The 22,964-nt window shown below is 60.6% G+C and carries 27 protein-coding genes; 17 read left to right on the top strand and 10 right to left on the bottom strand.

All coding sequences use genetic code 11. From position 1 onward, the window contains the following. Positions 1-3: 3 nt before the first annotated feature. Positions 4-525: a DUF3087 domain-containing protein gene (locus tag IHQ43_RS17030; protein ID WP_007950518.1), complete on the top strand. Its 522-nt coding sequence runs from the start codon at positions 4-6 to the stop codon at positions 523-525. On the opposite strand, the gene IHQ43_RS17025 is transcribed toward IHQ43_RS17030, so the two are convergent. Next, positions 522-908 (bottom strand): DUF2784 domain-containing protein, encoded by a 387-nt coding sequence (locus IHQ43_RS17025; RefSeq protein WP_192561402.1) that lies wholly within the window; start codon positions 906-908, stop codon positions 522-524. The two genes, IHQ43_RS17030 and IHQ43_RS17025, sit on opposite strands and share 4 nt — an antisense overlap. A 155-nt stretch (positions 909-1,063) precedes the next feature. On the opposite strand from IHQ43_RS17025, the gene IHQ43_RS17020 reads away from it, so the two are divergent. From IHQ43_RS17020 to IHQ43_RS17010, 3 genes are read left to right on the top strand one after another with little or no spacing between them, the layout of a single operon-like run. After that, positions 1,064-1,762, top strand: a complete 699-nt coding sequence (locus IHQ43_RS17020) for an AzlC family ABC transporter permease (protein WP_045121617.1) — start codon at positions 1,064-1,066, stop codon at positions 1,760-1,762. Continuing rightward, a complete protein-coding gene (locus IHQ43_RS17015; RefSeq protein WP_166742327.1) occupies positions 1,762-2,073 on the top strand; it encodes an AzlD domain-containing protein in 312 nt (103 codons plus the stop codon). Before IHQ43_RS17020 ends, IHQ43_RS17015 begins: the two co-directional genes overlap by 1 nt. 40 nt (positions 2,074-2,113) lie before the next feature. Beyond that, positions 2,114-2,260: a hypothetical protein gene (locus tag IHQ43_RS17010; RefSeq protein WP_192561401.1), complete on the top strand. Its 147-nt coding sequence runs from the start codon at positions 2,114-2,116 to the stop codon at positions 2,258-2,260. A 46-nt stretch (positions 2,261-2,306) separates the two neighbouring features. On the opposite strand, the gene IHQ43_RS17005 is transcribed toward IHQ43_RS17010, so the two are convergent. From IHQ43_RS17005 to IHQ43_RS16990, 4 genes are all read right to left on the bottom strand, one after another. Then, positions 2,307-2,579 carry a hypothetical protein gene (locus IHQ43_RS17005; RefSeq protein WP_192561400.1) on the bottom strand — a complete coding sequence of 91 codons (273 nt, stop codon included), beginning with the start codon at positions 2,577-2,579 and terminating at the stop codon, positions 2,307-2,309. Between the two features lie 267 nt (positions 2,580-2,846). Further along, positions 2,847-3,527, bottom strand: coding sequence for an SOS response-associated peptidase (locus tag IHQ43_RS17000; RefSeq protein ID WP_192561399.1), 681 nt, complete (start codon positions 3,525-3,527; stop codon positions 2,847-2,849). A 53-nt stretch (positions 3,528-3,580) separates the two neighbouring features. Beyond that, the gene (locus IHQ43_RS16995; RefSeq protein ID WP_192561398.1) at positions 3,581-4,420 is read right to left on the bottom strand and encodes an ABC transporter permease; all 840 of its coding nucleotides are present in this window, start codon (positions 4,418-4,420) and stop codon (positions 3,581-3,583) included. 61 nt (positions 4,421-4,481) lie between these two features. Next, the gene (locus tag IHQ43_RS16990) at positions 4,482-5,468 is read right to left on the bottom strand and encodes an aliphatic sulfonate ABC transporter substrate-binding protein (RefSeq protein ID WP_192561397.1); all 987 of its coding nucleotides are present in this window, start codon (positions 5,466-5,468) and stop codon (positions 4,482-4,484) included. A gap of 292 nt (positions 5,469-5,760) precedes the next feature. On the opposite strand from IHQ43_RS16990, the gene IHQ43_RS16985 reads away from it, so the two are divergent. The 3 genes from IHQ43_RS16985 to IHQ43_RS16975 all read left to right on the top strand — a co-directional run bounded on the left by IHQ43_RS16985 (position 5,761) and on the right by IHQ43_RS16975 (position 8,107). Next, the gene (locus tag IHQ43_RS16985) at positions 5,761-6,708 is read left to right on the top strand and encodes an ABC transporter substrate-binding protein (protein WP_192561396.1); all 948 of its coding nucleotides are present in this window, start codon (positions 5,761-5,763) and stop codon (positions 6,706-6,708) included. Between the two features lie 134 nt (positions 6,709-6,842). Further along, positions 6,843-7,742 carry a polysaccharide deacetylase family protein gene (locus IHQ43_RS16980; RefSeq protein WP_192561395.1) on the top strand — a complete coding sequence of 300 codons (900 nt, stop codon included), beginning with the start codon at positions 6,843-6,845 and terminating at the stop codon, positions 7,740-7,742. A 122-nt stretch (positions 7,743-7,864) separates the two neighbouring features. Next, positions 7,865-8,107 carry a DUF1652 domain-containing protein gene (locus IHQ43_RS16975; RefSeq protein WP_192561394.1) on the top strand — a complete coding sequence of 81 codons (243 nt, stop codon included), beginning with the start codon at positions 7,865-7,867 and terminating at the stop codon, positions 8,105-8,107. Positions 8,108-8,110: 3 nt separating this feature from the next. On the opposite strand, the gene IHQ43_RS16970 is transcribed toward IHQ43_RS16975, so the two are convergent. Further along, entirely contained in the window at positions 8,111-8,473 is a 363-nt protein-coding gene (locus tag IHQ43_RS16970; RefSeq protein WP_192561393.1) for an NUDIX hydrolase, read from the bottom strand. A 197-nt stretch (positions 8,474-8,670) separates the two neighbouring features. On the opposite strand from IHQ43_RS16970, the gene IHQ43_RS16965 reads away from it, so the two are divergent. Beyond that, on the top strand, positions 8,671-8,859 hold the full coding sequence (locus tag IHQ43_RS16965; RefSeq protein WP_192561392.1) for a DUF2188 domain-containing protein: 189 nt from the start codon (positions 8,671-8,673) through the stop codon (positions 8,857-8,859). Positions 8,860-8,918: 59 nt separating this feature from the next. On the opposite strand, the gene IHQ43_RS16960 is transcribed toward IHQ43_RS16965, so the two are convergent. Beyond that, the gene (locus tag IHQ43_RS16960; RefSeq protein WP_007950501.1) at positions 8,919-9,158 is read right to left on the bottom strand and encodes a hypothetical protein; all 240 of its coding nucleotides are present in this window, start codon (positions 9,156-9,158) and stop codon (positions 8,919-8,921) included. Between the two features lie 177 nt (positions 9,159-9,335). Between IHQ43_RS16960 and IHQ43_RS16955 the strand changes: the two genes are divergently transcribed. After that, the gene (locus IHQ43_RS16955; RefSeq protein ID WP_192561391.1) at positions 9,336-9,671 is read left to right on the top strand and encodes a hypothetical protein; all 336 of its coding nucleotides are present in this window, start codon (positions 9,336-9,338) and stop codon (positions 9,669-9,671) included. A 64-nt stretch (positions 9,672-9,735) separates the two neighbouring features. On the opposite strand, the gene IHQ43_RS16950 is transcribed toward IHQ43_RS16955, so the two are convergent. After that, positions 9,736-10,284, bottom strand: coding sequence for an RrF2 family transcriptional regulator (locus IHQ43_RS16950; RefSeq protein WP_192561390.1), 549 nt, complete (start codon positions 10,282-10,284; stop codon positions 9,736-9,738). Positions 10,285-10,621: 337 nt separating this feature from the next. Between IHQ43_RS16950 and IHQ43_RS16945 the strand changes: the two genes are divergently transcribed. The 5 genes from IHQ43_RS16945 (at position 10,622) to IHQ43_RS16925 (ending at position 16,628) form a co-directional block, all read left to right on the top strand. Next, positions 10,622-11,827, top strand: coding sequence for an NAD(P)/FAD-dependent oxidoreductase (locus tag IHQ43_RS16945; protein WP_192561389.1), 1,206 nt, complete (start codon positions 10,622-10,624; stop codon positions 11,825-11,827). Positions 11,828-12,117: 290 nt separating this feature from the next. Beyond that, positions 12,118-12,630: a formaldehyde-activating enzyme gene (gene fae, locus IHQ43_RS16940; RefSeq protein ID WP_192561388.1), complete on the top strand. Its 513-nt coding sequence runs from the start codon at positions 12,118-12,120 to the stop codon at positions 12,628-12,630. A gap of 10 nt (positions 12,631-12,640) precedes the next feature. Beyond that, positions 12,641-13,675, top strand: coding sequence for an aldo/keto reductase (locus IHQ43_RS16935; RefSeq protein WP_192561387.1), 1,035 nt, complete (start codon positions 12,641-12,643; stop codon positions 13,673-13,675). Beyond that, positions 13,672-15,105, top strand: coding sequence for an NAD-dependent succinate-semialdehyde dehydrogenase (locus IHQ43_RS16930; RefSeq protein ID WP_192561386.1), 1,434 nt, complete (start codon positions 13,672-13,674; stop codon positions 15,103-15,105). Before IHQ43_RS16935 ends, IHQ43_RS16930 begins: the two co-directional genes overlap by 4 nt. A 158-nt stretch (positions 15,106-15,263) precedes the next feature. Continuing rightward, complete coding sequence (locus IHQ43_RS16925; protein ID WP_192561385.1) at positions 15,264-16,628, top strand: MFS transporter; 1,365 nt, start codon at positions 15,264-15,266, stop codon at positions 16,626-16,628. A gap of 10 nt (positions 16,629-16,638) precedes the next feature. Here the strand turns inward: IHQ43_RS16925 and IHQ43_RS16920 are convergent, their stop codons facing one another. Then, a complete protein-coding gene (locus tag IHQ43_RS16920; RefSeq protein ID WP_192561384.1) occupies positions 16,639-17,514 on the bottom strand; it encodes a LysR substrate-binding domain-containing protein in 876 nt (291 codons plus the stop codon). A gap of 219 nt (positions 17,515-17,733) precedes the next feature. Beyond that, positions 17,734-18,912, bottom strand: a complete 1,179-nt coding sequence (locus tag IHQ43_RS16915; RefSeq protein ID WP_192561383.1) for a hypothetical protein — start codon at positions 18,910-18,912, stop codon at positions 17,734-17,736. A 185-nt stretch (positions 18,913-19,097) separates the two neighbouring features. On the opposite strand from IHQ43_RS16915, the gene IHQ43_RS16910 reads away from it, so the two are divergent. From IHQ43_RS16910 to IHQ43_RS16900, 3 genes are all read left to right on the top strand, one after another. Next, positions 19,098-20,030, top strand: coding sequence for a LysR substrate-binding domain-containing protein (locus IHQ43_RS16910; protein ID WP_096820112.1), 933 nt, complete (start codon positions 19,098-19,100; stop codon positions 20,028-20,030). Positions 20,031-20,137: 107 nt separating this feature from the next. Further along, a complete protein-coding gene (gene aldA, locus IHQ43_RS16905; protein ID WP_192565023.1) occupies positions 20,138-21,562 on the top strand; it encodes an aldehyde dehydrogenase in 1,425 nt (474 codons plus the stop codon). Positions 21,563-21,644: 82 nt separating this feature from the next. Continuing rightward, the gene (locus IHQ43_RS16900) at positions 21,645-22,964 is read left to right on the top strand and encodes an MFS transporter (protein WP_192561382.1); all 1,320 of its coding nucleotides are present in this window, start codon (positions 21,645-21,647) and stop codon (positions 22,962-22,964) included.

Here is a 22,964-nt window from a genome sequence, read left to right as displayed (position 1 = left end):
GCGATGTTCGAGATTCAACCGATCGATGCCATCACTTATCGCCAGCAGACCCGGCGCAGCACGCTGATCATCGCGGTGCTGTTTCTGGTGCTGGCGATGGCGTTTTCGACGGCGGCGGTGGCGCTGTTCGGCGAGCCGGGCGGGGATAATCTGCGGTTCAATGTCGGCGGGGTGTTTGGCGCATTTCTGCTGACGGCGGCGTTGCTGCGCGGGCGTTTCTGGAATCAGACCTGGATGGCTCCGGCGGTGTACGGCTGGCGGCTCAAGCGCAGCCTGATGAGCGTCACCAACGTGATGCATCAGGTGACGGCGGCGGTGGAGAAGGGTGATCCGGTGGCGATGAAGGTATTGCGCTTCTATCACCTGGGGCTGACCCAGATGCATGAACTGGACGGCAACTCCAGCGATCACGCGCAATTGCACCGGGAAGTCGAAGCGCACAAGGCGCGGATGGAGGCGCTCGGTCTGGACACCGATCAGACGCGCCTCGATCCGGCCTGGCTGGAAACCTTGAAAGCGCGCTAGAACGGAATGCGCGCGGCGCGACGCAGTTTCCAGCGGCGAATCAGGCGCCCGTAGACCAGCAGGTTGACCACCAGCACTACGCTGCCCAGCAGCAACTGAATCTGCGGCGTCAGCCCGGCCGGGTAGATGATCGGCCAGACGTAATGTTCGATGAAACCACCCGCGTATTCGGTCTGCCCGGCAGCGTGGCGCATCAGGTTTTCCCAATAGGTCAGCGGACAGGTCAGGTGCAACACCTCGACCGCCACACCCCAGGCCGCCGCCGGCAAATGCAGCCAGACCAGCCGCGGCCACTTGAGCACCAGCAGCCCGCCGAACAACACGAACAGAATGAACAGCAAATGAAACAGCACCAGCCCGTCGGCGGCTATTCGATACAGCATGTCGTCTCCCTGACGCGTGTGTGAATGCTTGCCATGTTACGCCGGTAAGCGACTGACGGAAGGAAGGATTTGCGCCAACTGCGCAAGATTGTTCAAGCCATGAACTGGCGTTTGCTGGCAGAGTCCGGTGCCTTGTCCCACGGTTGAAGCGTGTTATGTCTGACTCATTAATGCCGCGCAGTGCCTTTCTTCGCGGAGCCGCGGCGATCATGCCGTTATCCCTGGCAACCGCGCCTTGGGGGCTGCTGGCCGGCTCCATGGCGATCGAAGCCAACCTCACACCGCTGCAAGGGCAGGGCCTGTCGAGCATCGTGTTCGCCGGCGCTGCGCAATTGGTGGCAATCGGCATGCTCAAGGGCGGCGCAGGGATTTTCTCGATTCTGCTGACCACGCTGCTGCTGACTTCGCAGCATTTGCTTTACGGCATGAGCATGCGCCACGTGATTTCGCCGTTGCCGGGTCGCTGGCGTATTGGCCTGGGCTTTTTGCTCACCGATGAGCTGTTTGCCCTGACCAGTCAGCATGATCGGCAGCAGTTCAACCGCTGGTACGCCCTGGGCGTCGGCCTGACGTTCTACATCGCCTGGAACCTCTTCACCCTGGCCGGCATTGTGCTCGGCAGCAGCATCCCGGGGCTTGAACACCTGGGGCTGGACTTCTCGATTGCCGCCACTTTCATCGCCCTGATCACCCCGGTGGTGCGCAATGTGCCGACGGTGGTCTGCGTGGCGGTGTCGCTGTTCTGCTCGGTGTTGTTCAGTTACTGGCAATGGGGTTCGGCGCTGGTGCTGTCGGGTCTTGCCGGCATGACCGCCGGGTTTATCTGCAACAAGCTGTATCGGGAGCGCACATGATGGTCTGGGCAGTGATTATCGGCATGGGAATTCTGGTGTTCCTCAACCGTTACGTGTTCCTCGAACCACGTTTGCCGGTGCGCCTGAGCAGCAACGCGCGGCAGTTTCTCGGTTTTGCCGTGCCGGGCATGTTGACCGCGATTTGCGGGCCGATTGTGTTCATGCCGGACAAACAGCTGAATCTGCAATGGGATAACCCTTATCTGCTGAGTTCGTTAGTGGCAATCGGGCTGGTGATTTACACACGCAATACGTTGCTCAGCATGCTATTGAGCATGGCGTTCTTCTTTCTATTGCGCTGGTGGCTTTAAGTTCTACGCTTAATGGATGAATTCCATTAGCGAGGTGAACATGGCAACCGAGCAGAAACGTCCCGAAGAAGATGACGAACCGAGTGAAGAAGAAATCGAGCGGGAGAAACACAAGGAGCAGACCTGGAAGCATGACGACAGCCGCGAGTTGTCCGACCGTGATCAGGAACGCCCCCTGAGACCCTGAACGCCACAACGAAAAAGCCCCGCGATTGCGGGGCTTTTTCGTTTCATCAAAGATCGTCCAGCTGCGTGAAATCGGGGTGGGAGGCCCGATAACCCAAGGTCTTGTCGATCCAGGCATTCAACTCGTTGACCATCACCGGCGGGTGGCAGGGATAGCTTTCGAGGGTGGCGCGCAGGATGCGGTCGATATCGGGTACGTCACGCAGGTTTCGAGTCTTTATGTAGTGGCCGATAAAACAGTCGAGTTGAAAGCGTTCTGTCGTGGACAGATGAATACACTCCAGGCCTGTGACCTGTTTGATTGCAAAATCGTCGCGCAACTTAGTTCTCTGCAAGGCTTGTTAGTTTGTGGGGTATTCCTGGTTTTGCTGACTCTTTGGTCAACTGGTATGCCAATAGGAAATGCGGCGCGCATGCTATCCGTAGTGTTTCTAAAAGTATGTATGACGATTGAAATGTCAGACAGGCGGTTAGTTCACTCAAACGACTGTTTCAGCTCCCTGTTTCGCGAATGAAACACCGCGTGTAACGCGCAGGATTCAATTCGTGGATTCCTGTTCTTGATAACGCACCGCACCGGCATTTATTTACGCTACCGGCACAATCAGTTCTTCGCCCTGATTGCGGGAGTTGCCCACCGCTTTGCCGACTTTGTGCCACTGGAATGCTTCGCTGGCTTGGGCCTCGAACAGCAGCATCTGCTCGGCACGCTCCGGGGGCGTGGCGGGATCGAGCCACTCGTGCACGCAATCAGTGCGGAGCACGATGGGGCGTCGGTCATGGACATCGAGCAAGCCCCCTTCGCTGTTGGCGGTGATGATGACGAAGCCGTCGTCTTCCCGTGGAGGTTCACCGGGTGTCGGAAACTGGCCGATGGCGGCGCAGAAAACCGGTTGATGATCGGCGCGACGAATCAGCCACGGTTGTCGGCTCTTGTCGGGCCCGTCGACCCACTCGAACCAGTTGTCGACCGGCACGATCAGCCGATGACGCCAGATCGCTCGAAAGAACGGCCCGTGGGCGACTTTTTCCACCCGCGCGTTGATTGGCGCGGCGCGATCCTTGGCCCAGTGCGGGCGCCAGCCCCAGCGCAGATTCTCGGCGTACAAACGTTGTTGGTGCTGATGAAGGATCGCCAGTGACGTCGTGGGCGCAGCGTTGTAATGCGCCAGCGGCGCGTCGCCGACGTGATTGATCAGCGCATCGGGAATGCTCAGCACCGCGACGAAATCGTGGATGCCGCGGTATTGCGACAGTCTTCCGCACATCGGCCGACCCTCCGGCGAACACCTGCCTGAAGGTTTCAGCTTAGTTGCACGGTTCAATCCTTGCTGCCCTGGCCGGTGAAGGCGTCGCGCCAGATCAGCCAGCGGCGTTCCAGCACGGCCAACAGGCCGTCGCTGAGTTTGCCCAGCAGCGCGAGGACGATGATCGCGGCCAGCACGATGTCCGGCCGCGACGTTTCGCGACCGTCACTGAGCAGGTAACCCAGCCCCTTGGTCGCGGCGATCAGTTCGGCCGCCACCAGAAACATCCACGACAGGCTCATGCCGCTGCGTAATCCGGTGAACAGGCCGGGCAGGGCGGCGGGCAGCAGAATCCGTCGCACCAGTTGCAGCGGGCTGAAACCGTAGATGTGCCCGACTTCCACCAGTTTGCGGTCGATGTTGCGGATCGCCGCGACCACGTTGACGTACACCGGAAAGAAAGCGCCGATGGCGATCAGGACGATTTTCGAGGTCTCGTCGATCCCCAGCCACAGCAGCAACAGCGGTACCCAGGCCAGGCTGGGAATCGAGCGCAGCGCGGCGAAAGTCGGTTCCAGATAGGCCTCGGCTTCGCGGCTAAGGCCGACCCATGCGGCGAACACCAGCGCCAGACTCGCGCCGATGGCAAACCCCAGCAGTACGCGAATCAGGCTGGCGCCGATGTGTTTCCACAAGGCGCCTTCGGCCAGGTCGGTGAGGGTCAGGGCGATCTCGCTCGGCGCGGGCATCTGGTAGGACGGCAGCCAGCCGATGCGTACGATGAATTCCAGGGCAATCACGATCAGCAGCGGCAGGGCCAGGCCCTTGAGACGCCGGCGCCAGAGCGGATTCAACCGCAAGGCTTGTCGGTGTGATGCCGGCGCGGCGAGGCGGGCGGGCAAGTCGTTGCTCATGGACGGTTCTCCGCTCACGACAAATCCGCGACGGGCGCGGATCTGTTGTGAGCCTGATGGGTTACTGGGCGGCGGCGGCTTGCTGGAAACCGGTGTCGATCAACTGATCGATGACCTGATCGACATTCACCCCACGGCGCACCAGTTCTTCGGAGACCAGAATCGGCGCGGCCGCTTTCGAAGCCAGTACGTCCTTGGCCGTCAGTTGCGGGCTGCTCAGGTCAGTGCGCGACAGTTGCAGTTTGGCCACGTCCAGCGGCAAGCCGGATTCACTGGCGAGCAATTGGGCCAGTTCGTCGGGGTTCTTCACCGACCACTCGCGAGCCTGTTCATAGGCCTTGATCACGGTGTCGATGGTTTGCGGGTGTTGCCTGGCGTATTGCTCGGTGACGCTGACCACGCCATAGCTGTTGAAGTCGCGATTGCGGTACAGCAGGCGCGAACCGGCCTGCACCTGACTGGCGGCCATGTGCGGATCGAGGCCGGCCCAGGCGTCGACATCGCCTTTCTCCAGTGCGGTGCGGCCGTCCGGGTGTTGCAGGTGCACCAGTTCCACGTCGTCCTTTTTCAGCCCGGCCTGTTGCAGGGTGCGCAGGGTGAACAGGTACGGATCGGTGCCCTTGGTGGCGGCGATTTTCTTGCCCTTGAGGTCGGCGACGGACTGGATCGGCGAGTCCTTGCGCACCACCAGCGCAGTCCATTCGGCGCGGCTGTAGACGTAGACCGATTTGATCGGGCTGCCATTGGCCCGGCTGAGCACGGCAGCGAGGCTGGCCGACGAGGCGAAATCCACGCCGCCGCTGTTGAGGTATTCCAGCGAGCGGTTGCTGCCCTGGCTCAGCACCCAGCTGACTTTGCTCTGGGGCAGGGCTTTTTCCAGATAGCCCAGATGTTTCAGCGCCAGGCTGACCGGCGAGTAATAGGCGTAATCCAGGTGCACTTCGGCGGGCGGCGCTTCGGCGGCGTGGGCGAGCGGTTGCAGGCTCAGGGCCACTGCACAGGCCGCGAGCAGCGTTTTGACGCGGGAAAACGGTAAGAGGGATTTCATGGGCACGCTCCGGCAAGGCAACAGATTCTTATGTCCAAAAAGATGTTTTTATCGAATGCTTCCTGCATGAGTGGAATATTGCAGGCTCTGTGCCATGTGCGCCTTGTCCCGTGTTTACGGGACTTTAAGCCGGTATTGCAGGTTTGAAGTGTTGCAGGGAAAACACTGTGCCGAGCCACTGTTGCTCGGCCAACAGTACGGCCGGACCGTGCTGAGCTTATGCGTTAATCGAATTTTAAATCTGATTTGTAAGAGCGTTATGGTCTATAAAATCCCTTCTGCAGGACTTGCCATGAAGCTCTCCCGTTTCCTACGCGCCGCGTTGACCGGCGCACTGTTTTCCACGCCATTGACCTACGCTGCCGAACCCTTGGTCCTGCATGTCGGCGACCAGAATTACTACAACATCCGCGCGTCCATAGAAGCGTCCGGCGTGCTAAAGGACGCGCCTTACACGGTTGACTGGAAACATTTCCAGGCCGCTGCACCATTGGCCGAGGCGTTGCAGACCGGGTCGCTGGATCTGGGTTTCCTTGGGGATTCGGGATTTCTGTTTCTGGCGGCCAAGCAGGCGCCGGTGAAGCTGATCGGTGTCTCGCGACAGAACCCGGACACCATCGCCCTGTTGGTGCCCAAGGATTCTCCGGTGAAAACCATCGAGGACCTTAAAGGCAAGAAAGTCGCCTACTGGCCGGGCGCCTGGAGTCAGCAGTTGACCTTGCGCGCGCTGGAGCAGGGCGGTTTGCCGGAGAATTACGTCGACTTCGTCAAACTGATGCCGATTGATGCCGCGGCGGCGCTACCGCAAGGCAGCATCGATGCGTTCCCGGTCTGGGAACCCTACATTTCCCAGCAGATCGTGTTCTCCGGCGCGCGACCGATTCTCACGGCGAAAAACCTGATGCCGGGCCTGAGCGCCATCGCCGCGTCCGCGCCGTCCATCGACAGCAAGCGTGAAGCGATCGCCGATTTCCTCGGGCGCCTGAAGCAGGCCCGGGCCTGGGTCGATAGCCACACCGACGAATACGCCGACCTGTGGGCAAAGAAAGCCAATCTCGATCAGCAGGTTTCGCGGCACTGGTTGCGCCAGGCGCACATGACGGTCGGCCCGGTGGATCAGCAGGCCGCCGCTGACCTGCAAAGCACCGCCGACTTTCTGTTCAAGGTCAAGGCGCTGCCGGCTCCGCTGGCCACGGCGGGGATCATCGACAGCTCGTTTCAACAGGCGCTGGCACGCTGAGCGAGCGCCGGAACCAAACCCTGTGTATCTTTATCCAACCTCGGCCCATCTCAATGGGTCGCAGGGAGGCAGCAGCGGCGAAGGAGTTTTGCCAATCGACAACATGACCGCAACGGTCGGGCTCAAGGCAAAACATGACACAGTGGTTCAAGCTTTTCTGCGCGATGGCGGTGGCCGTCGGGTTGGCCGGGTGCATCGCCGCTCCCATCGAAATGACCGCGAAGACCGAAGCCCGGCTCAAGGCCCAGGCACCCGTGCGGTTTCTGTTGACCTTCGATGACGGCCCCAGCGCTTCCAGTTTTTTCAATCCCACCGACACCGTGCTCGACAGCCTCAAGGACAACCCGCTGCAGCCGGGGATTAAAGCGGTGTTCTTCGTCCAGACCCGCGCGCCTCGGGCGGGCAACAGCGAGATCGGCCGTCGGGTCATGCGCCGCGAGTACGCTGAAGGGCATATTCTGGGCTTTCACACCGCCACCCATTGGCACACCAATCATCGATTGCTCGACCCGGATGAGCTCGAAACCACGTTGACCAACGGCTCGGCGGACATCGCGACAATCACCGGCGCGCCGCCGACGTTATTGCGCCCACCCTTCTGGAACTACGACAAACGCACCTTTGCTGCCTATCAGCAGCACCATATGCAGGTATTACTGACCGACTTGAGCGCCAACGACGGCAAGATCTGGGGCTTCAACGCCAGCCCCCGGCGGCGGGCGAACATGCTGCGTCAATTGTCGGAAGTCCGCGAACGGATTGCCCTTGGCGAGTTGCCAACGGTGGACGGGGTAATTCCGGTGGTGGTGACCTTCCATGACCTCAACCGCTACACCGCCCGCCACACCCGCGAGTACTTGCAGATTCTGCTCGACAGCGCCGCCGCCACCGGCGTTCAACTGGCGGACAAACCGTTCTATGACGATCGCGCAGCGCTGGAAAAAGCCGCGCTGGCACGCACGGTGGGCGAGTCGTCGAAACCGGTGAACCTGCCGGGGATCTGGAACTGGATCTGGGATCACGACGCCCACTGAGTGCGGCGACTGGAAGATGTGAAGCGGTTGGCAAATTTTGCGGGTGTCGGCGGGAGCGGGGCGGTTAAAGCTCATCTATGCTGATCGGGTCGCCCGAGCCTGCGCCTGTGAGGCGTGCCCCCATGATTGCCATAACCGACATTTGCCGCATCGTCGAATCCGGCTTTTCGCCGCTGTATTGCGATTGCATCGAAACGGCGCAGGGACTCTTGCAGATCAAGGTTTACGAACCCGACAGCGGGCGTGTCAACCTGTTGCTCAACGGGGTTTCCCCGGAGCATCTGGTCACCATTCGTGACATCTCCAATTTCATCGGTGAATTGCGCACTGAGATGAGTGCCGGACGCCGGGCGTTCGCCGGCTGAGGGTCAAAGACGTCGCTGAAAGGCGCGGACGATGCTCAGCGTGGCGTCACTGACGTTCAGATTCTGCACCGTATCGAGCGGGTGCCAGAGACAGTCGACGATTTCATTCAGCGGCCGAACCTGATCAATGTTCAGCACTGACGCCTCGTAGACGTGGTGGCGGGTGCTGCCGGCCAGCAATTCCATCAGGTAGAGCATGTCATCGCTTTCCAGCCCGGTTTCTTCCCGAAGCTCGCGGGCGGCGGCTTGCGCGCGAGTTTCTCCCGGTTCGACGGTGCCCCCCGGAAGTGTCCAGCGGCACCTGGGTTTGCGCACCAGGAGAATATGTCGATCCTGCTCGCAGATGACGGTTGCTCGTACTTTCATGTGTTACCCGATTGCCGGTTGTCATAAATCTGTCATGAATTAGCAATATCCGGGCCGCTGCCGGTTTAGAGCTTCTGAGTGCATGGCCGTGGCAAAAGTGCCGGAGACTTGACGCGGCCACGGTGCGACGTCCGGTCGGCACGGCAGCGCGTTGCGGGTGTAAGGTGAAAAAGTTCGTTACCAGACAGGAGGTGCCTATGAGCATGGCGATGCTGAACAAAATGCACATGAATGGCTACGACGTACTCAGCGTGAACAACGGCCCGTGGCGGGTCTGCACGCAGGGCGACCGGCTCGCATCGTTTGCCAGTCGCGAGGAAGCGCTGGCGTACGCCGCCGCGCTGCCGGGGTACAAAAGCCGCGCACGCGGTCGCAAGTCAGGCTGAAGGCCTGTGAAGAAAAAGCCCCGGTTGTCCGGGGCTTTTTGCTGTGGGCCGGGTGAGGTTCAGTGGACTTTGGTCCGGCTGATGGCACGGGCTTTCACTTCCCGGGCATACAACTGCAGGCGTTCTTCATCGCTTTGCAGCACCTCGCAGGATCGCAGCACCGCCTGGGCGTCTGCCTCGTTGCCCGACTGGCGCAGTTGCTCGGCGATGCGCTTGAGGTCCACCGCCGACCATCTCAGGTCCGATGCCACGCTTTGCAGGTCACGCTGAAGTTCGTGTTCGTATTCATTGAGCCGCATGATCACCTCCGGAACATTCTCGGTAAAACAGAGTAGCTGCATTTTTCCGGAGCGGGTCAAGGGTTGCCTGTCAGTGGGCGGAATGGCCCGGTTTTCGGGACATGCAGGCAGAGCGCTACGATGGATGTCCGAACAGTTACAGGGTACATTCGCGTTTTTTCAGATGAAGGAATCACCATGCGGATGTTGATCGGGGGCATGCTGTTGGCGGCATTGGCCGGTTGCTCGTTGCCTGCGTCATTGGTGCCGGGCGAGCCGAATGTCAGCAAGATCAGCGGCAAGACTCCCAAGGACTACGCCGCGTGTGTATTGCCGCTGTGGCAGCAGGACGTTGCCAAGACGTCCCAGACGTCGATTTCCAACGGCTACCGGATCACTGCGCCGAGCATCGTCACCGCCGACGAGATTCTCGATGTGGTCAAGTACAAGGACGGTAGCCGCGTTTCCCTGTATCAGGGGCCACCGTGGGCGAAGTCTGGATCGTTGCGCAAATCGGTACGTGATTGCCTGTAATGGACAAATAAAAAAAGCAGAAACCGGTGATCGGTTTCTGCTTTTTTTTGCCTGCTGATCGAGCTCAGTCCGAGATGTCGGTGAGTGGAATGCCGGCGCCACCGGTCTTCTTTTCCCGGCGATCCTGCATCCAGTCTTCCACCTGGCTGTTGAACCCTGTCGGCGCCTTGCGCCCGACCTTTCTGGCGATGTCGAGAATCGTCTGTTGAGCGAGGGCTTCTTCCATGCGTTTTTGCGCAGTCATCATCGCGGCGTGAATCGAGCAGGTGCCCTCCAACGCCCAGTCGGGCGGGGAGCCGTCGAACAGCGCGCAGCGTCCGCGAATGTCCCGGCATTCAAAAATGTTCTTGCGACCGTCGATGGCATTGACGATGTCGAGCAGGGTGATTTCATCCGCCGGACGCGCCAGGGTGAAGCCGCCGCGCACACCGCCAGTGGACTCCACCAGTTTGCCCTTGGCCAGTTTGGTGAAGATCTTCGCCAGGTAATCCAGCGGCACCCCTTGCAGCTCTGCCAGGTCACGCACGCTGGCTTCACGACTGTCACCGCCGCTACCCACCAGAAAGGCCAGGCAATGAATGCCGTACTCGACCCCCGCACTGTAAAGCGACATAACTATCTCCGACTGTATTTGTCGCCGATGTTAGCAGGGTTGTTCGTGGCAAACAAATCGGGAACGCCTTTGTTGTTTTGCCGGTAGGGCGCGGTTTTTCTAGGCCTCAAGCTAATTCAATGAGTTATGTAGTTCTTTAGTCAGCGGTTTGAGCTATCGAAGTTTTCGATGCTAATCATCACAAAATCTGACTTGTCGGATTGAAAGGCGACCAATACAGTCGCCGTTATCCGGTGAGCAGCCTTCCGCGTTCTTGAAAATTACAAACGTGTCCGCTCCCGATGATGTGAATCCTTCAACCTCATTCAGTGACTTGGCTTCGTGCCTGGAGAGAACAATGAAACAGCACATTCTGGTAATCGGCGCAGGTTTCGGTGGCATGTGGACCGCGTTGAGCGCCACGCGTCTGGTCGACATTCACAATCGGGACAACATTGACGTTACCGTGCTGGCGCCGCAGGCCGAGTTGCGCGTGCGTCCGCGTTTCTATGAGCCGAATGCCCACACGCTGGCAGCGCCGCTGGGCGATCTGTTCGATGTGGTTGGCGTCAACTTCATCAAAGGCGCGGCGAACACCATCGACGTACAGGCAAAAACCGTGGGCTACACCGACGCAGCCGGTGCGCAGCAGGTGTTCAACTACGACAAACTGGTGCTGGCTTCCGGCAGCGGCCTGGCCCTGCCGGACACCCCGGGCGTGGCCCAATACGCGTTTGACGTCGATCAGATCGAAGCCGCCATCCGCCTGGAAAACCACCTCGATTCGCTGATTGGTCAGCCTGAAAGCCTGGCGCGCAACACCGTGGTCGTCGCCGGCGGCGGTTTCACCGGTATCGAAACCGCCACTGAAATGCCGGCGCGCCTGCGGGCCGTGCTGGGCGACGATGCCAACGTTCAAGTGATCATCGTTGACCGTGCACAGAAAGTCGGCGCTTCCATGGGCGAAGCCATCAGCGTGTCGATTGCCGAAGCGAGCGAAGAACTGGGCGTGGAATGGCGACTGGGTGTGTCGGTGCTGTCGGTCGATGAAAACGGCGTGACCCTGTCGGACGGCCAGCGCATCGAGGCAAAAACCGTGGTCTGGACCACCGGTGTACGTGCCAGCTCCCTGACCGAGCAGATTCCTGCCGAGCGCGATCGTCAGGGCCGTCTGCACGTTGATGCCAACCTGAAAGTCATTGGCCAGGACGACATCTTCGCCACCGGCGACGTGGCTTACGCAGCCACTGACGATATCGGCAACTTCGCGCTGATGACCTGCCAGCACGCGATTTCCCTCGGTCGTCACGCCGGCAACAATGTCGCGGCGCAGATCCTCGGCGTTGATCCGACGCCGTACAGCCAGCCGAAATACGTGACCTGCCTGGACCTCGGCGCCTGGGGCGCGGTGTACACCGAAGGCTGGGATCGTCAGGTGAAGCTGGTCAAGGAGGAGGGCAAGTCGCTCAAGACCCAGATCAACACCCAGTGGATCTACCCACCGGCGGCTGACCGTGCCATTGCGCTGGCAGCTGCGGATCCGATGATCCCTGTCGTCGCGTAAACCGCGCAGTCTCAAAAATCCCGCTTGCGAGCGGGATTTTTTCGCCATCACAAAAGGCTATGACTAAAAGTCATTGCCCCATGATTTTTAATGGTTACGGCCGGCCCGATCCCCGGTGTTAAAAAATCGCAAACACAGCTCATCAATAACAACCAGAGAGCGTTTGCAACCATGTCCCGATTCTCCCTTCGCATCTCCTCACGTCCGTTATTGATCACGCTGGCCATTCGGTCAGCGTGAGCTGTCGATCACCCCAAAAAATCCCTCTGCATCGCAAAGAGTAATGACTGATGAAAGAACTCGACCTGTACATCGGTGAAGGTTTCGAAGGCCCGGGCGTGAACGCCGCGCACATCAATATCCTGATCGGCCCGCGCAACGGTCCGGCAGGGCAGGCGTTTGCCAACAGTCTGGCGTCGCCGAGCCAGGGCCATTGCCCGTTCATGGTGATCGCCCAGCCGAACATTCCGGTCAAGCCGATGACCCTGTTCGTCAACAAGGCTGCGATCAGCAGCGACTTGCACGGCAACGCGACGTGGGGCGCCTCCCAGGCGGGCATCGCCAAGGCTGTGCTCGAAGCACTGCTCGACGGCACGCTGCCGCCGGAAGCCGAAGACGAGTGGGCCATCGTCACCGCCAACTGGGTCAACCCGGCCTGCGACGACCTCGATGCGGTCTACCTGAACAACTACAACGCCTGCCGTACCGCGATCCGCGCCGCCCTGACCGGCAAGCCGGAAACCGCGCAGCTCAAAGATGTGGTCAATCACATCAGCAACCCTTTCTACACGCCAAAAGCCTGAGGTCCGCGCCATGCAATACATCCGTTTGGGCAACTCCGGCCTGCAAGTTTCCCGCCTGTGCCTGGGCACCATGAACATGGGCACCCCGGACTGGAAGCCGTGGATCTTCAATGAAAAACAAAGCGAGCCGATCGTCGCTCACGCCCTGAACAACGGCGTGAATTTCATCGACCTGGCGGACTTCTATTCCGCCGGTGTCGGCGAAGAAGTGGTGGGGCGCATCGTCAAGCGTCTGGCCCGTCGCGAAGACCTGGTGATCACCACCAAGGTCGGCTACGGCACCCGCAACGGCATCAATGCCAGCGGCCATTCGCGCAAGCACATCATGGACAGCATCGATGCTTCGCTGAAGCGTCTGGACATGGATTACGTCGACGTGTTCATGCTGCATTACTTCGACGTGAACACCCCGGTCGAGGAAACCATGGGCGCGCTGAACGACATCGTGCGTTCCGGCAAGGCGCGCTACATCGGCGTCTCGACCATGCTCACCGGCCAACTGGCGAAAATCCTCATGGCCTGCGAGCGCAATGGCTGGGTCAAGCCGATCAACATGCAGTTGCAACTGAACTGCGCCTACCGCGAAGAAGAGCGCGAGATGATTCCGTTCTGCCGCGATCAGGGCATCGGCGTCTCGGTGTTCAGTCCGCTGGCTCGTGGCCTGTTGACGGGTGACGTGCAATCGACCCGCAACCAGACCGACTTCTTCACCCAGCAGATGTACAGCGACGAAGCCTCGTTCGAGATCGCTCATTCCGTACAGCGCGTGGCCCGTGCCCGTGGTGTGTCGAACGCGCAGATCGCCCAGGCCTGGGTCGCCAATCATCCGGGCGTGGACTGCATGCTGGTCGGCGCTGACACCACCGCACAGTTCGACAGCGCACTGGCAGCGCTGGAGACAAAACTCGATGCCGAAGAACTGCACGAGCTGGAACGCAACTACACCCCGTGCGACGTGATCAACGATTACACCGCCGGCAAACGCATCCTGCGCACGGCCCGTCCAGGGCAGGAACGCTTTACGTTGCAGGGGGCGGTGGCATGAGCGAATTGATCCGTCACGGCAACTTTATCGACGGTCAGTGGGGCCAGGGCGGCGCTACTTATCCGGTGCGCAACCCGGCCAATGGCGAACTGATCGCCGACGTGCAAAAGGCTGGCACCGAGGAAACCAACCTCGCCATCGAAGCCGCCAACCGTGCCTTGCCGGCGTGGCGCAAACTCACCGCCAAGGAACGCAGCCAGCGCCTGAAACGCTGGAGCGATCTGATGCTCGCCAACCAGCAGGAGCTGGCGACCTTGCTCAGCCGCGAACAGGGCAAACCGCTGGCCGAAGCCAAGGGCGAAGTGGTCTACGCCGCGAGTTTTCTCGAGTGGTTCGGTGAAGAAGCCAAGCGTGCTTACGGTGATGTGATTCCGAGCCACAAGGCCGATGCGCGGATCATCGTGACCAAGGAAGCGATCGGCGTGGTTGCGGCGATCACCCCGTGGAACTTCCCGCTGGCGATGGTCACCCGCAAGGTCGGACCGGCGCTGGCGGCGGGTTGCACGATGATTCTCAAGCCGTCGGAAGAAACCCCGCTGTCGGCATTTGCCCTGGCGGTGTTGGCCGAGCAGGCCGGGATTCCGGCCGGTGTGTTGAACATCGTCTCCGGCGATGCGGTGGCCATCGGCGGCGCCCTGCAAGCGTCCAGCGTGGTGCGCAAGCTGTCGTTCACCGGTTCGACCCGCACCGGCAAATTGCTGATGCGTCAGGCCGCCGACACCCTGAAAAAAGTTTCGCTGGAACTGGGCGGCAACGCGCCGTTCATTGTCTTCGACGACGCCGACATCGATGCGGCCGTGAAAGGCGCGATGGCCTCGAAATTCCGCAACACCGGGCAGACCTGTGTGTGCGTCAACCGCTTCTTCATTCAGGACGGCGTCTACGAAGCCTTCACCGGCAAACTCGCCGAAGCCGTGGCGGCGATGCGCGTGGGCAGTGCGCTGGACGGTGAGACCGAGCAAGGTCCGCTGATCAACGCCGCGGCGCTGGCCAAGGTCGAAGCCCACGTCAGCGACGCGCTGGAGAAGGGCGCCACGCTGTTGTGCGGCGGTCGCCGTCATGCCCTCGGCGGCACGTTCTACGAACCGACCATCCTCACCGAAGCCAACGGCGACATGCTCATCGCTCAGGACGAAACCTTCGGCCCGGTGGCCGCGTGCTTCCGCTTCAAGGACGAAGCCGAGGTGCTGGCGCGAGCCAACGACACGCCGTTCGGTCTGTCGGCGTACTTCTACAGCCGCGACATCGGCCGCGTCTGGCGCATGGCTGAAGGGCTGGAAGCCGGGATGGTCGGCATCAACGAAGGGATCATCTCCACGGAGGTGGCACCGTTCGGTGGCATCAAGGAATCGGGCCTTGGGCGTGAAGGTTCGAAATACGGTCTGGATGACTATCTGGAGATCAAATACCTGTTGATGGGCGGTCTCTGAGTATCACTCGAAATCTGTGGGAGCGAGCTTGCTCGCGAATGCGTCGGGCCAGTTGGTAGTTCTGTTAACTGACACTCCGCTTCGCGAGCAAGCTCGCTCCCACAATGAACTGCAAGAGCTATCGGTTTCTCCGTCAATAACAACAATTGGAGACGAACATGTCCGCTCAACCCGTAAAGATCGATGACCTGCCCATCGGGCGCTTCCACCTCAAGATCGCCGGCCTGACCTTCGGCGCGCACTTCACCGACGGCTATATCCTTGGCCTGATCGGCATCGCGTTCACCTTGCTCAGCCCGCAGATGCAGCTCGACGCGTTCTGGCAGGGTCTGATCGGCGCGTCGGCGCTGATCGGCCTGTTTCTCGGCAGTCTGTTTTTCGGCTGGATCTCGGACAAGGTCGGCCGGCAGAAAATCTTTCTGGTCAGTTTCGTGCTGATCACCATCGCCTCGGTGATGCAGTTCTACGTCGAAACCGCCATGAGCCTGTTCCTCTGTCGGGTGCTGATCGGCATCGGTCTGGGCGGGGATTTCAGCGTCGGGCACGCGATGCTTGCCGAGTTCGCGCCGAAGAAACATCGCGGCGTGTTGCTGGGTTCGTTCAGCGTGATCTGGACCTTCGGCTACGTCGCAGCGACCTTCGTCGGCACCGCCATGCTCAGCCTCGGTGATGATGCGTGGCGCTGGATGCTGGCGTCGTCGGCGATCCCGGCGGCGTTGATTCTGATCGCCCGGATCGGCACGCCGGAGTCGCCGCGCTGGCTGGTCAATCAGGGCCGGGTGGCCGAAGCCCGCGCCATCGTCAAAAAGCATCTGGGCGATAACGTCGAATTGGACGAAACCCGCTCCACGGAAACCCGCTCGGGCTACGCGGTGCTGTTCAGCCGCGAATACCGCAAGCGCACGGCGTTCAACTGCCTGTTCTTCGTGTGCATCGTCATGCCGTACTTTGCCATCTACACCTTCTTGCCGTCGATCCTGCAGAAGATGGGCCTGGCCGAAGGCTTCGGCACCGAGTTGATGCTCAACATGCTGCTGATCCTCGGCGCGTTGATCGGTATCTGGTGCACGATCAAATTCACCCGGCGCGGCTTCCTGATCAACTCGTTCATCATTCTGGCGGTGGCGTTGTTTCTGCTGGCGGTGTTGCCGGGCAGTGCGCCGTGGCTGATGGTGCTGGTGTTCGGCGTGTTCACGCTGGTGCTGTCGGCGGTGAGCAACCTGGTGGGCGTGTTCCCGGCGGAGAGCTTCCCGACGGAAGTGCGGGCCAGCGGGATCGGTCTGGCGACTGCAGTCAGCCGTCTGGGTTCGGCAGTCAGTACGTTCCTGTTGCCGGTGAGCGTGGCGGGGATCGGCTTGAGCCCGACCATGGGCATTCTTGCGGCGATTCTGGGGATCGGCGCGTTGCTGTCCTGGGCGTGGGCGCCGGAGACCAAGTCGTTGACGTTGAGTCAGGCATGCAAGGCGCAGAGTCCGGTGGAAGTCGGGACAGGGGTGGTAGGGAAAGTCGCCACGCCCGTCTGATGAGTGCAGGTCAGGGGTTGCTGACAACCCCTAGCCACTCGGTAAACAGCCTCACCTTCGACAGCCCTTGCTTGTCATTCGCCACATCCAGCCAATACCCATAAGGGCCGATCACCTCAATCGGGGTGATCGGCAGCAGGCTGCCGTTGGCCAGTTCCTTTTCGATCATCTGCCGGTCGATCACCGCCAGGCCACCGCCAGCCAGGGCGGTATGAATCACCTGATCCAGGGTGCTGAATTCCAGCCCTTGCGCGGCATCGATATCATCCCGGCCCATGGCCGCCAGCCAGTTTTCCCAGACCTTCAAGCGCTTGCCGTCGTGCAGGATGTGCAGCAGCGGAAATTGCCGCAGATCCGGCGGCTGATCGCCGTTGAACAGCTCCGGGCTGGCCACCGCGATGTGTCTTTCCATCACCAGCAATTGGCTGGCGCAGTGAGGCGCTGCCGCGAGGCCGAAGCGGATGTGGCAATCGACTTCCGTGAGGCTGTCGTGGCCGATCTGGTTGGTCACGCTGAGGTTTATGTCCGGGTAGCGCTGACAGAATGCGCGCAGATGTGGCGACAGCCAGCGCGTGGCCCAGGTCGGCGGCGCGAGTACTTTCAAACGCTGGCGCAGATTGGGCACGCGCACCGCTTGCAGAGAACGTTCGATGTGGTCGAAGGCCTCGGCCAGATGCGGGGAAAGATTGCTGCCGGCTTCGGTCAGCGACAGCCCTTGAGGCGTGCGCACGAACAGCGCGACGCCGAGGTAGTCTTCAAGCTGTTTGATCTGGCGACTGACTGCGCCCTGGGTGACGTTCAGCCCGATGGCGGCCTGGCTGAAACTGCGATGACGGGCGACTTCTTCGAACACGCGCAGGGTGTTGAGCGAGGGCAGTTGACGCATGGAGGCGGAACTCCGGATCGGGCGGTTTATTGTTGTTTTGAGATGGGCCTATCTGACTATCGGTGATGGGCGGATGCAAGTGTTGTTTGGACAGACGCCATCGCTGGCAAGCCAGCTCCCACAAGTATCAAGGTGACCACAAATATTGCGGCCACCATCAATCCTGTGGGAGCTGGCTTGCCAGCGATGACTGACTTTCAGGCGCTGAAAGTTCGAGCGTCAGAAGTAATACCCGACGTTCACATACAACTGGTTCTCCCACTGATCCAATCCGCCCGCGCCAAGGCTCTGGGTGTAGCTGCTGCCACCGATGTACGGATCGTTTTTGCCGAACAGCCATTCCGTGGCCACCCACAATTTGCTGACGGAAAACGAGGTACCAAGGATCATCCGCTCAGACGTCTTGAAGCCGCTGGCAGACTTGTCGAACGCGCTGTAGTTGGCGTACAGCTTGATCCCGCTGACCTGGTCGAACAGGTATTTGCCGCTGACGTCGTAGCTAAGGTCAGCCACGTACAGATTGCCGCGACTGGCCACGTTGTAAGTACCGTCGTAACCGCCGAGGGTCACCAGTTCATCGGTGCCGGCGTTGCGCGGCGACATCTGCTGCCGCGCCGCCTGCAACTGCACGCCCCACGGGCCGTTCTTGCCGAGGTAATGCACGGCTACGGCGTTGCGTCGACCGTCGTTGTCGGTGTCCTTGTTTTCGAGGGTCGAGGTCAGGCCGGAGATCCCGACTTCGGATTTCCAAGGCCCCAGATCCAGCGACCTGGCCACGCGCAGCACTACGGTGTTGCGTTCCTGATTGTCACTGCCGTCGGCCACGTAACTGTCGGCGCCCGACACGACGCTGGAGTAGGTCACGCCTTTGCTGGTGCCTTTGCCTTGCCAGGCCGGACGCAGGTAATAACCGGCCTGAACGTTCCAGTCGCCGCTTTGCTGGATGTACTTGGCGCCGACCTGTTGCACGTCTTCCAGGCCGATGACGTTGCCCAGGGTTTCATAGAAGGTGCTGCCGAAGTACGGCTGCAAGCCGAACGGTACGGTATTGAGGCCGACCTGTACTTGCTGGTCCGGGTTGAACTTGTAGCCGACCCACGCGAACTTGGCGAAGCGGATATCACCGTAGTCCTTGGTGTACTGGTACGGGTAGGAGCGACCGTAGAAGCGGTATTGCGCTTCGCCGATCCAGGTGTCGGAGTTGTACTTGGCGCTGAGGAACACCGTGTCGAGACCGAACTTCTGGATGTCGCGATCCGGGTCCACGTCCCAACGCGCTCGTATGGCGCCGCCAAGGTCGAGATTGTCGGTGACCTGGACCGCCATGGCCGGGGCGGCAATGCTGCAGAACAGAGCGATGGAGGTGGTGCGCAGGCGCAAAGAGGCAGGGAAGGGCATGGAGCGGCTCTCGATTGTTTTTATTAGAGATGCCGCGCAGTTTTGCCATCTGCGGTTTGTTGAACAAACGATAAAAACGGTGGGGAAACCTGCATCGAATGCATGTTACTCAGAAAATCCTGTAGGACAATTCGCCAGTGTCGTGGGATGCTTTGCGCCTTGTCAGTGGTTTTCGAGTGCCTTGTATGAAACGCAAAATGCCCGGCCTGAATGCGCTCAAAGCATTCGAAGTGGCCGGCAGCACCGGCAGCTTCACCCGCGCCGCCGAGTTGCTCAACGTCACCCAGAGCGCGGTCAGCCGTCAGGTGCGGCAGCTGGAAGAACAACTCGGCGAGAGCCTGCTGGAACGCCGCCATCACCATCTCGAGCTGACCGGTGCCGGCAAGATTCTGCTGCGGGCGCTGCATCAGTCATTCGACAAGATCGAGCTGACCGTGCGCAGCATCCAGCAGAAAACCCACGCCAACCGCCTGCACATCAACGCGCCGCCCACCTTCACCAGCCGCTGGTTGATGCCACGCCTGGGGCGCTTGCGCGAGCAACATCCCGAACTGGAACTAAGCATCACCACCCGCTTGCAGGACAGCCTCGCGGAAACCAGCACCCTCGATTGCGCGATCCGTTTTGGCGACGGCGAGTGGGACGGGCTCGACAGCTCGCTGCTGATTCAGGAGCGGCACATCGCCGTGTGCGCGCCGACCCTGTATGCGCGGGAGGGCGGCGATCAGGGCATCGACCTCAATCGCCTGACCCTGCTGCATGTGCTGGCCCGGGAGGATCAGCGTTACCTGACCTGGAAACACTGGCTCGACGCGGCGCGCATCACGGGTGTCGATACCCAGGGCGGTTATGAATTCGACCTGCTGGACCTGGCGATTCAGGCGGCGGTCGATGGTCTGGGAATCACCATTGCCGACTGGCACATGGTCGCCTCGGAGCTGGCCAGCGGGCAGTTGACCCAGGTGCACAACGTCCACGTTGAAGGGCACCAGTCCTACTGGCTGGTGACCCGCCCGGAGCAGACGCAGATGCCGCAATTGCAGGCGTTCAGTCAGTGGTTGCAGGAAGAGATCTGGCTGGCGCAGCGCCAGCTTGAGCCTTCGAAGGCGATTTTCTGAGTAACGAGCCTTTTTCGAATGTTTGATCGCCGGATAAATCGTTTGTTGAACCCGCTGTCGATGACAAGACTGGCGGCATCGATAAAAACAAACGATGGGCGATGCACATGCGAGTCGAGCGAAATTTTGTTAACGGCCACTTCATCGAGCCGGCCAGCGCGGCGCTGATCGCGGTCTACAACCCGGCCACCGAAGCGTTGATCGGCCAGGTGTCAGCGGCTACTGCCGAAGAGGCTACGGCGGCAGTCGACGCCGCCGCCAAGGCGCAAAAAACCTGGGGCAAACTCACCAGCATCGAACGCGCCGAGCACCTGCGAGCGTTTGCGGCGGCCCTTGAAGATCGCGCCGAAGCCATCGGCGCCGCACTGGCAGCCGAGTCCGGCAAGAGCCTGAGCGATGCCAGCAACGAAGCCCGTTATGCCGCGCAGATCACCCGTTACCACGCCGAGTGGGCGCGCCGCATCGAAGGCGAGATCATTCCCAGCGACAGCCCCGACGAAAACCTGTTTCTGCACCGCGAGCCGATTGGCGTCGTCGCGTGCCTGATTCCGTTCAACTACCCGGTCTACACCCTGTTGCGCAAAATCGCTCCGGCGCTGATTGCCGGCAACACCGTGGTGGTGCGCCCGAGCAACAACACTCCGACGTCGGCATTCGAAATCGCCAAAGCCGTGGAGCAATCGGGCATGCCGGCCGGCGTAATCAATATCCTGACCATGGATCACGCCACCGCCGCAGCCGTTTGCACCCATAAAGCCGTGGGCCTGATCACCCTGACCGGCAGCGTCAACGCCGGGCGCATCGTCCTCGATTACTGCAAGGCCAACATCGCCAAACCGTCGCTGGAACTGGGCGGCAAGACCCCGGCAATCATCGAAGCCAATGCCGATCTTGAAGCGGCCGCGAGCGCAATCATCGCCTCCAAGACCACTCACTGCGGCCAGTTGTGCACGGCGGTGGAGCGGGTCTATGTGCAGGAAAGCGTCTACGACCGTTTCCTCGGGTTGCTCAAAGCGAAGATCGCCGCCGTGAAATTCGGCGACCGCGCCACGGACGCCAGCCTGATGGGCCCGTTGGTCAACGCCAGTTCGCAGAAGAACATCCACGCGATGGTCGAGCGCGCGATCGCCGACGGCGCCGTCCTCGAAAGCGGCGGTGTGCTGCCTGAAGGCCCGGGACATTTCTACCCGCCAACGCTGCTCAGCGGTTGCCGTCAGGACATGGAAATCGTCCAGGAAGAAATCTTCGGCCCGGTGTTGCCGGTGCTCAAGTACCGCGACATCGACGAAGCGCTGGCCATGGCCAACGACCACCAGTTCGGCCTGTCGTCTGTGCTGTACACCGAGAACTACCGCACCGCGCAGAAAGTCGCCAACGCCATCGAGGCCGGCGAGTTGTACGTCAATCGCACCCCGGCCGATCCGTATCAGGGCTACCACGCCGGCTGGAAACGCTCGGGCCTGGGCGGCGATGACGGCAAGCACGGCATGCTCGAATTCACCCAGACCCGTCTCGTGGTCATGAAGTACTGATCCACCGCATCACGCCTCACGCTACACCTATAAAAACAATTATCAGGGGCGCCCGGAGCACGGGTCGCCCGAGGTCACTTCAATGTCCAAGCATGCATCCTCTGCTGCCGCTGTTCAGGGTTCCAACTCGGCTTCGAAAAGCCAGAGCGACAAGGGAAGTCGCTATTTCCAACTGATGTTGCTGGTGCTCGCCGCCGGTGCGATCTATCCGATTCTGTACCTGCGCCAGGTCTATCAGACCACCATGCTCGAAGTGTTCCAGATCAACCACAGCGAGCTGGGTTATCTGTACTCGATGCTGGGGACGATTTTCCTGCTCAGCTACTTGCCGAGCGGCTGGCTGGCCGACCGTATCGCGCCGCGATTCCTGATCTTTTTCTCGCTGGTGGCGACCGGTGCGCTGGGCCTGTGGTACTCGACCGCGCCGTCGATGACCGGGCTGATGATCATCTTCGGTTGCTGGGGTTTGACCACCGGCCTGACGTTCTGGGCCTCGGTGCTCAAGCGCGTGAAGATGATTGCTCATCACACTGAGCAGGGCCGATTCTTCGGCATTCTTGATGGCGGTCGCGGACTGGTCGAAGCGTTGCTGGCAACGGTCGCGCTGGGGCTGTTCGCCTACGCCACCGAAACCCGTGGCGAGTCCACCGCCGAAGGTTTCAAGCATGTGGTTTACCTCTACGCCTTCACCTGTATCGCCATCGGCTGTGTGCTGGTGCTGATCAAGGACCCGAAGTCGATGGAGGACACGCCGCCGGTGGAGAAGGGCAAGTTCAACCTGTTCACTGATCTGGCAACGTTGGTGAAGATCCCTGAACTGTGGCTGGTCACCGCGATCGTGTTCTGCGGCTATCACATCTTCTGGGCCACCTACAGCTTCTCGGATTACCTGCAAGGCAGCGGCCTGACCGCCGTCATGGCCGGCACCATCACCACCATCAAACTGTGGATGCGCCCGATTGGTGGCATCGGTGGCGGCTGGCTGGGAGACAAGTTCTCAAACATCTCGGTGCTGATTGTTGCGCTGTTGCTGGCGAGTCTGGCGATTGTCGGGCTGATCGTGTTCCCGGCGCTCAACAGCATGGGGCTGCTGATCGCGACAGTGATTTTCATCGGCCTGATGACCTACGCGATTCGCGGTCTGTACTGGGCGATCCTCGACAGCTGCAACATTCCGCTGCGTATCACCGGGCTGGCCATCGGCATCGTCTCGGTAGTCGGTTACATGCCGGATGCGTTTATCCCGTTGATCAACGGCTACCTCACTGAGCATTTCCCTGGCGCCCTCGGCTACAAGCTGTACTTCGGTTACATCGCTGCTATCGGTCTGATCGGCACCCTGGCTGCTGTGACCCTGCGTGCCCGGATCAATCGTAAATCTTTGAATAAAGCAGGTGCCTGA

This window comes from Pseudomonas gozinkensis (assembly GCF_014863585.1).
GTDB classification, from domain to species: Bacteria; Pseudomonadota; Gammaproteobacteria; order Pseudomonadales; family Pseudomonadaceae; genus Aquipseudomonas; species Aquipseudomonas gozinkensis.
The sequence above is the reverse complement of the archived record's forward strand: the minus strand, read 5'-3'. Positions and strand labels throughout refer to the sequence as shown.

Excerpts from the sequence above, each read along its gene's own strand:
- IHQ43_RS17030 (WP_007950518.1), top strand. The coding sequence starts at position 4 with ATGTTCGAGATTCAACCGATCGATGCCATCACTTATCGCCAGCAGACC.
- IHQ43_RS17025 (WP_192561402.1), bottom strand. The coding sequence starts at position 908 with ATGCTGTATCGAATAGCCGCCGACGGGCTGGTGCTGTTTCATTTGCTG.
- IHQ43_RS17020 (WP_045121617.1), top strand. The coding sequence starts at position 1,064 with ATGTCTGACTCATTAATGCCGCGCAGTGCCTTTCTTCGCGGAGCCGCG.
- IHQ43_RS17015 (WP_166742327.1), top strand. The coding sequence starts at position 1,762 with ATGGTCTGGGCAGTGATTATCGGCATGGGAATTCTGGTGTTCCTCAAC.
- IHQ43_RS17010 (WP_192561401.1), top strand. The coding sequence starts at position 2,114 with ATGGCAACCGAGCAGAAACGTCCCGAAGAAGATGACGAACCGAGTGAA.
- IHQ43_RS17000 (WP_192561399.1), bottom strand. The coding sequence starts at position 3,527 with ATGTGCGGAAGACTGTCGCAATACCGCGGCATCCACGATTTCGTCGCG.
- IHQ43_RS16995 (WP_192561398.1), bottom strand. The coding sequence starts at position 4,420 with ATGAGCAACGACTTGCCCGCCCGCCTCGCCGCGCCGGCATCACACCGA.
- IHQ43_RS16990 (WP_192561397.1), bottom strand. The coding sequence starts at position 5,468 with ATGAAATCCCTCTTACCGTTTTCCCGCGTCAAAACGCTGCTCGCGGCC.
- IHQ43_RS16985 (WP_192561396.1), top strand. The coding sequence starts at position 5,761 with ATGAAGCTCTCCCGTTTCCTACGCGCCGCGTTGACCGGCGCACTGTTT.
- IHQ43_RS16980 (WP_192561395.1), top strand. The coding sequence starts at position 6,843 with ATGACACAGTGGTTCAAGCTTTTCTGCGCGATGGCGGTGGCCGTCGGG.
- IHQ43_RS16975 (WP_192561394.1), top strand. The coding sequence starts at position 7,865 with ATGATTGCCATAACCGACATTTGCCGCATCGTCGAATCCGGCTTTTCG.
- IHQ43_RS16970 (WP_192561393.1), bottom strand. The coding sequence starts at position 8,473 with ATGAAAGTACGAGCAACCGTCATCTGCGAGCAGGATCGACATATTCTC.
- IHQ43_RS16965 (WP_192561392.1), top strand. The coding sequence starts at position 8,671 with ATGAGCATGGCGATGCTGAACAAAATGCACATGAATGGCTACGACGTA.
- IHQ43_RS16960 (WP_007950501.1), bottom strand. The coding sequence starts at position 9,158 with ATGCGGCTCAATGAATACGAACACGAACTTCAGCGTGACCTGCAAAGC.
- IHQ43_RS16955 (WP_192561391.1), top strand. The coding sequence starts at position 9,336 with ATGCGGATGTTGATCGGGGGCATGCTGTTGGCGGCATTGGCCGGTTGC.
- IHQ43_RS16950 (WP_192561390.1), bottom strand. The coding sequence starts at position 10,284 with ATGTCGCTTTACAGTGCGGGGGTCGAGTACGGCATTCATTGCCTGGCC.
- IHQ43_RS16945 (WP_192561389.1), top strand. The coding sequence starts at position 10,622 with ATGAAACAGCACATTCTGGTAATCGGCGCAGGTTTCGGTGGCATGTGG.
- fae (WP_192561388.1), top strand. The coding sequence starts at position 12,118 with ATGAAAGAACTCGACCTGTACATCGGTGAAGGTTTCGAAGGCCCGGGC.
- IHQ43_RS16935 (WP_192561387.1), top strand. The coding sequence starts at position 12,641 with ATGCAATACATCCGTTTGGGCAACTCCGGCCTGCAAGTTTCCCGCCTG.
- IHQ43_RS16930 (WP_192561386.1), top strand. The coding sequence starts at position 13,672 with ATGAGCGAATTGATCCGTCACGGCAACTTTATCGACGGTCAGTGGGGC.
- IHQ43_RS16925 (WP_192561385.1), top strand. The coding sequence starts at position 15,264 with ATGTCCGCTCAACCCGTAAAGATCGATGACCTGCCCATCGGGCGCTTC.
- IHQ43_RS16920 (WP_192561384.1), bottom strand. The coding sequence starts at position 17,514 with ATGCGTCAACTGCCCTCGCTCAACACCCTGCGCGTGTTCGAAGAAGTC.
- IHQ43_RS16915 (WP_192561383.1), bottom strand. The coding sequence starts at position 18,912 with ATGCCCTTCCCTGCCTCTTTGCGCCTGCGCACCACCTCCATCGCTCTG.
- IHQ43_RS16910 (WP_096820112.1), top strand. The coding sequence starts at position 19,098 with ATGAAACGCAAAATGCCCGGCCTGAATGCGCTCAAAGCATTCGAAGTG.
- aldA (WP_192565023.1), top strand. The coding sequence starts at position 20,138 with ATGCGAGTCGAGCGAAATTTTGTTAACGGCCACTTCATCGAGCCGGCC.
- IHQ43_RS16900 (WP_192561382.1), top strand. The coding sequence starts at position 21,645 with ATGTCCAAGCATGCATCCTCTGCTGCCGCTGTTCAGGGTTCCAACTCG.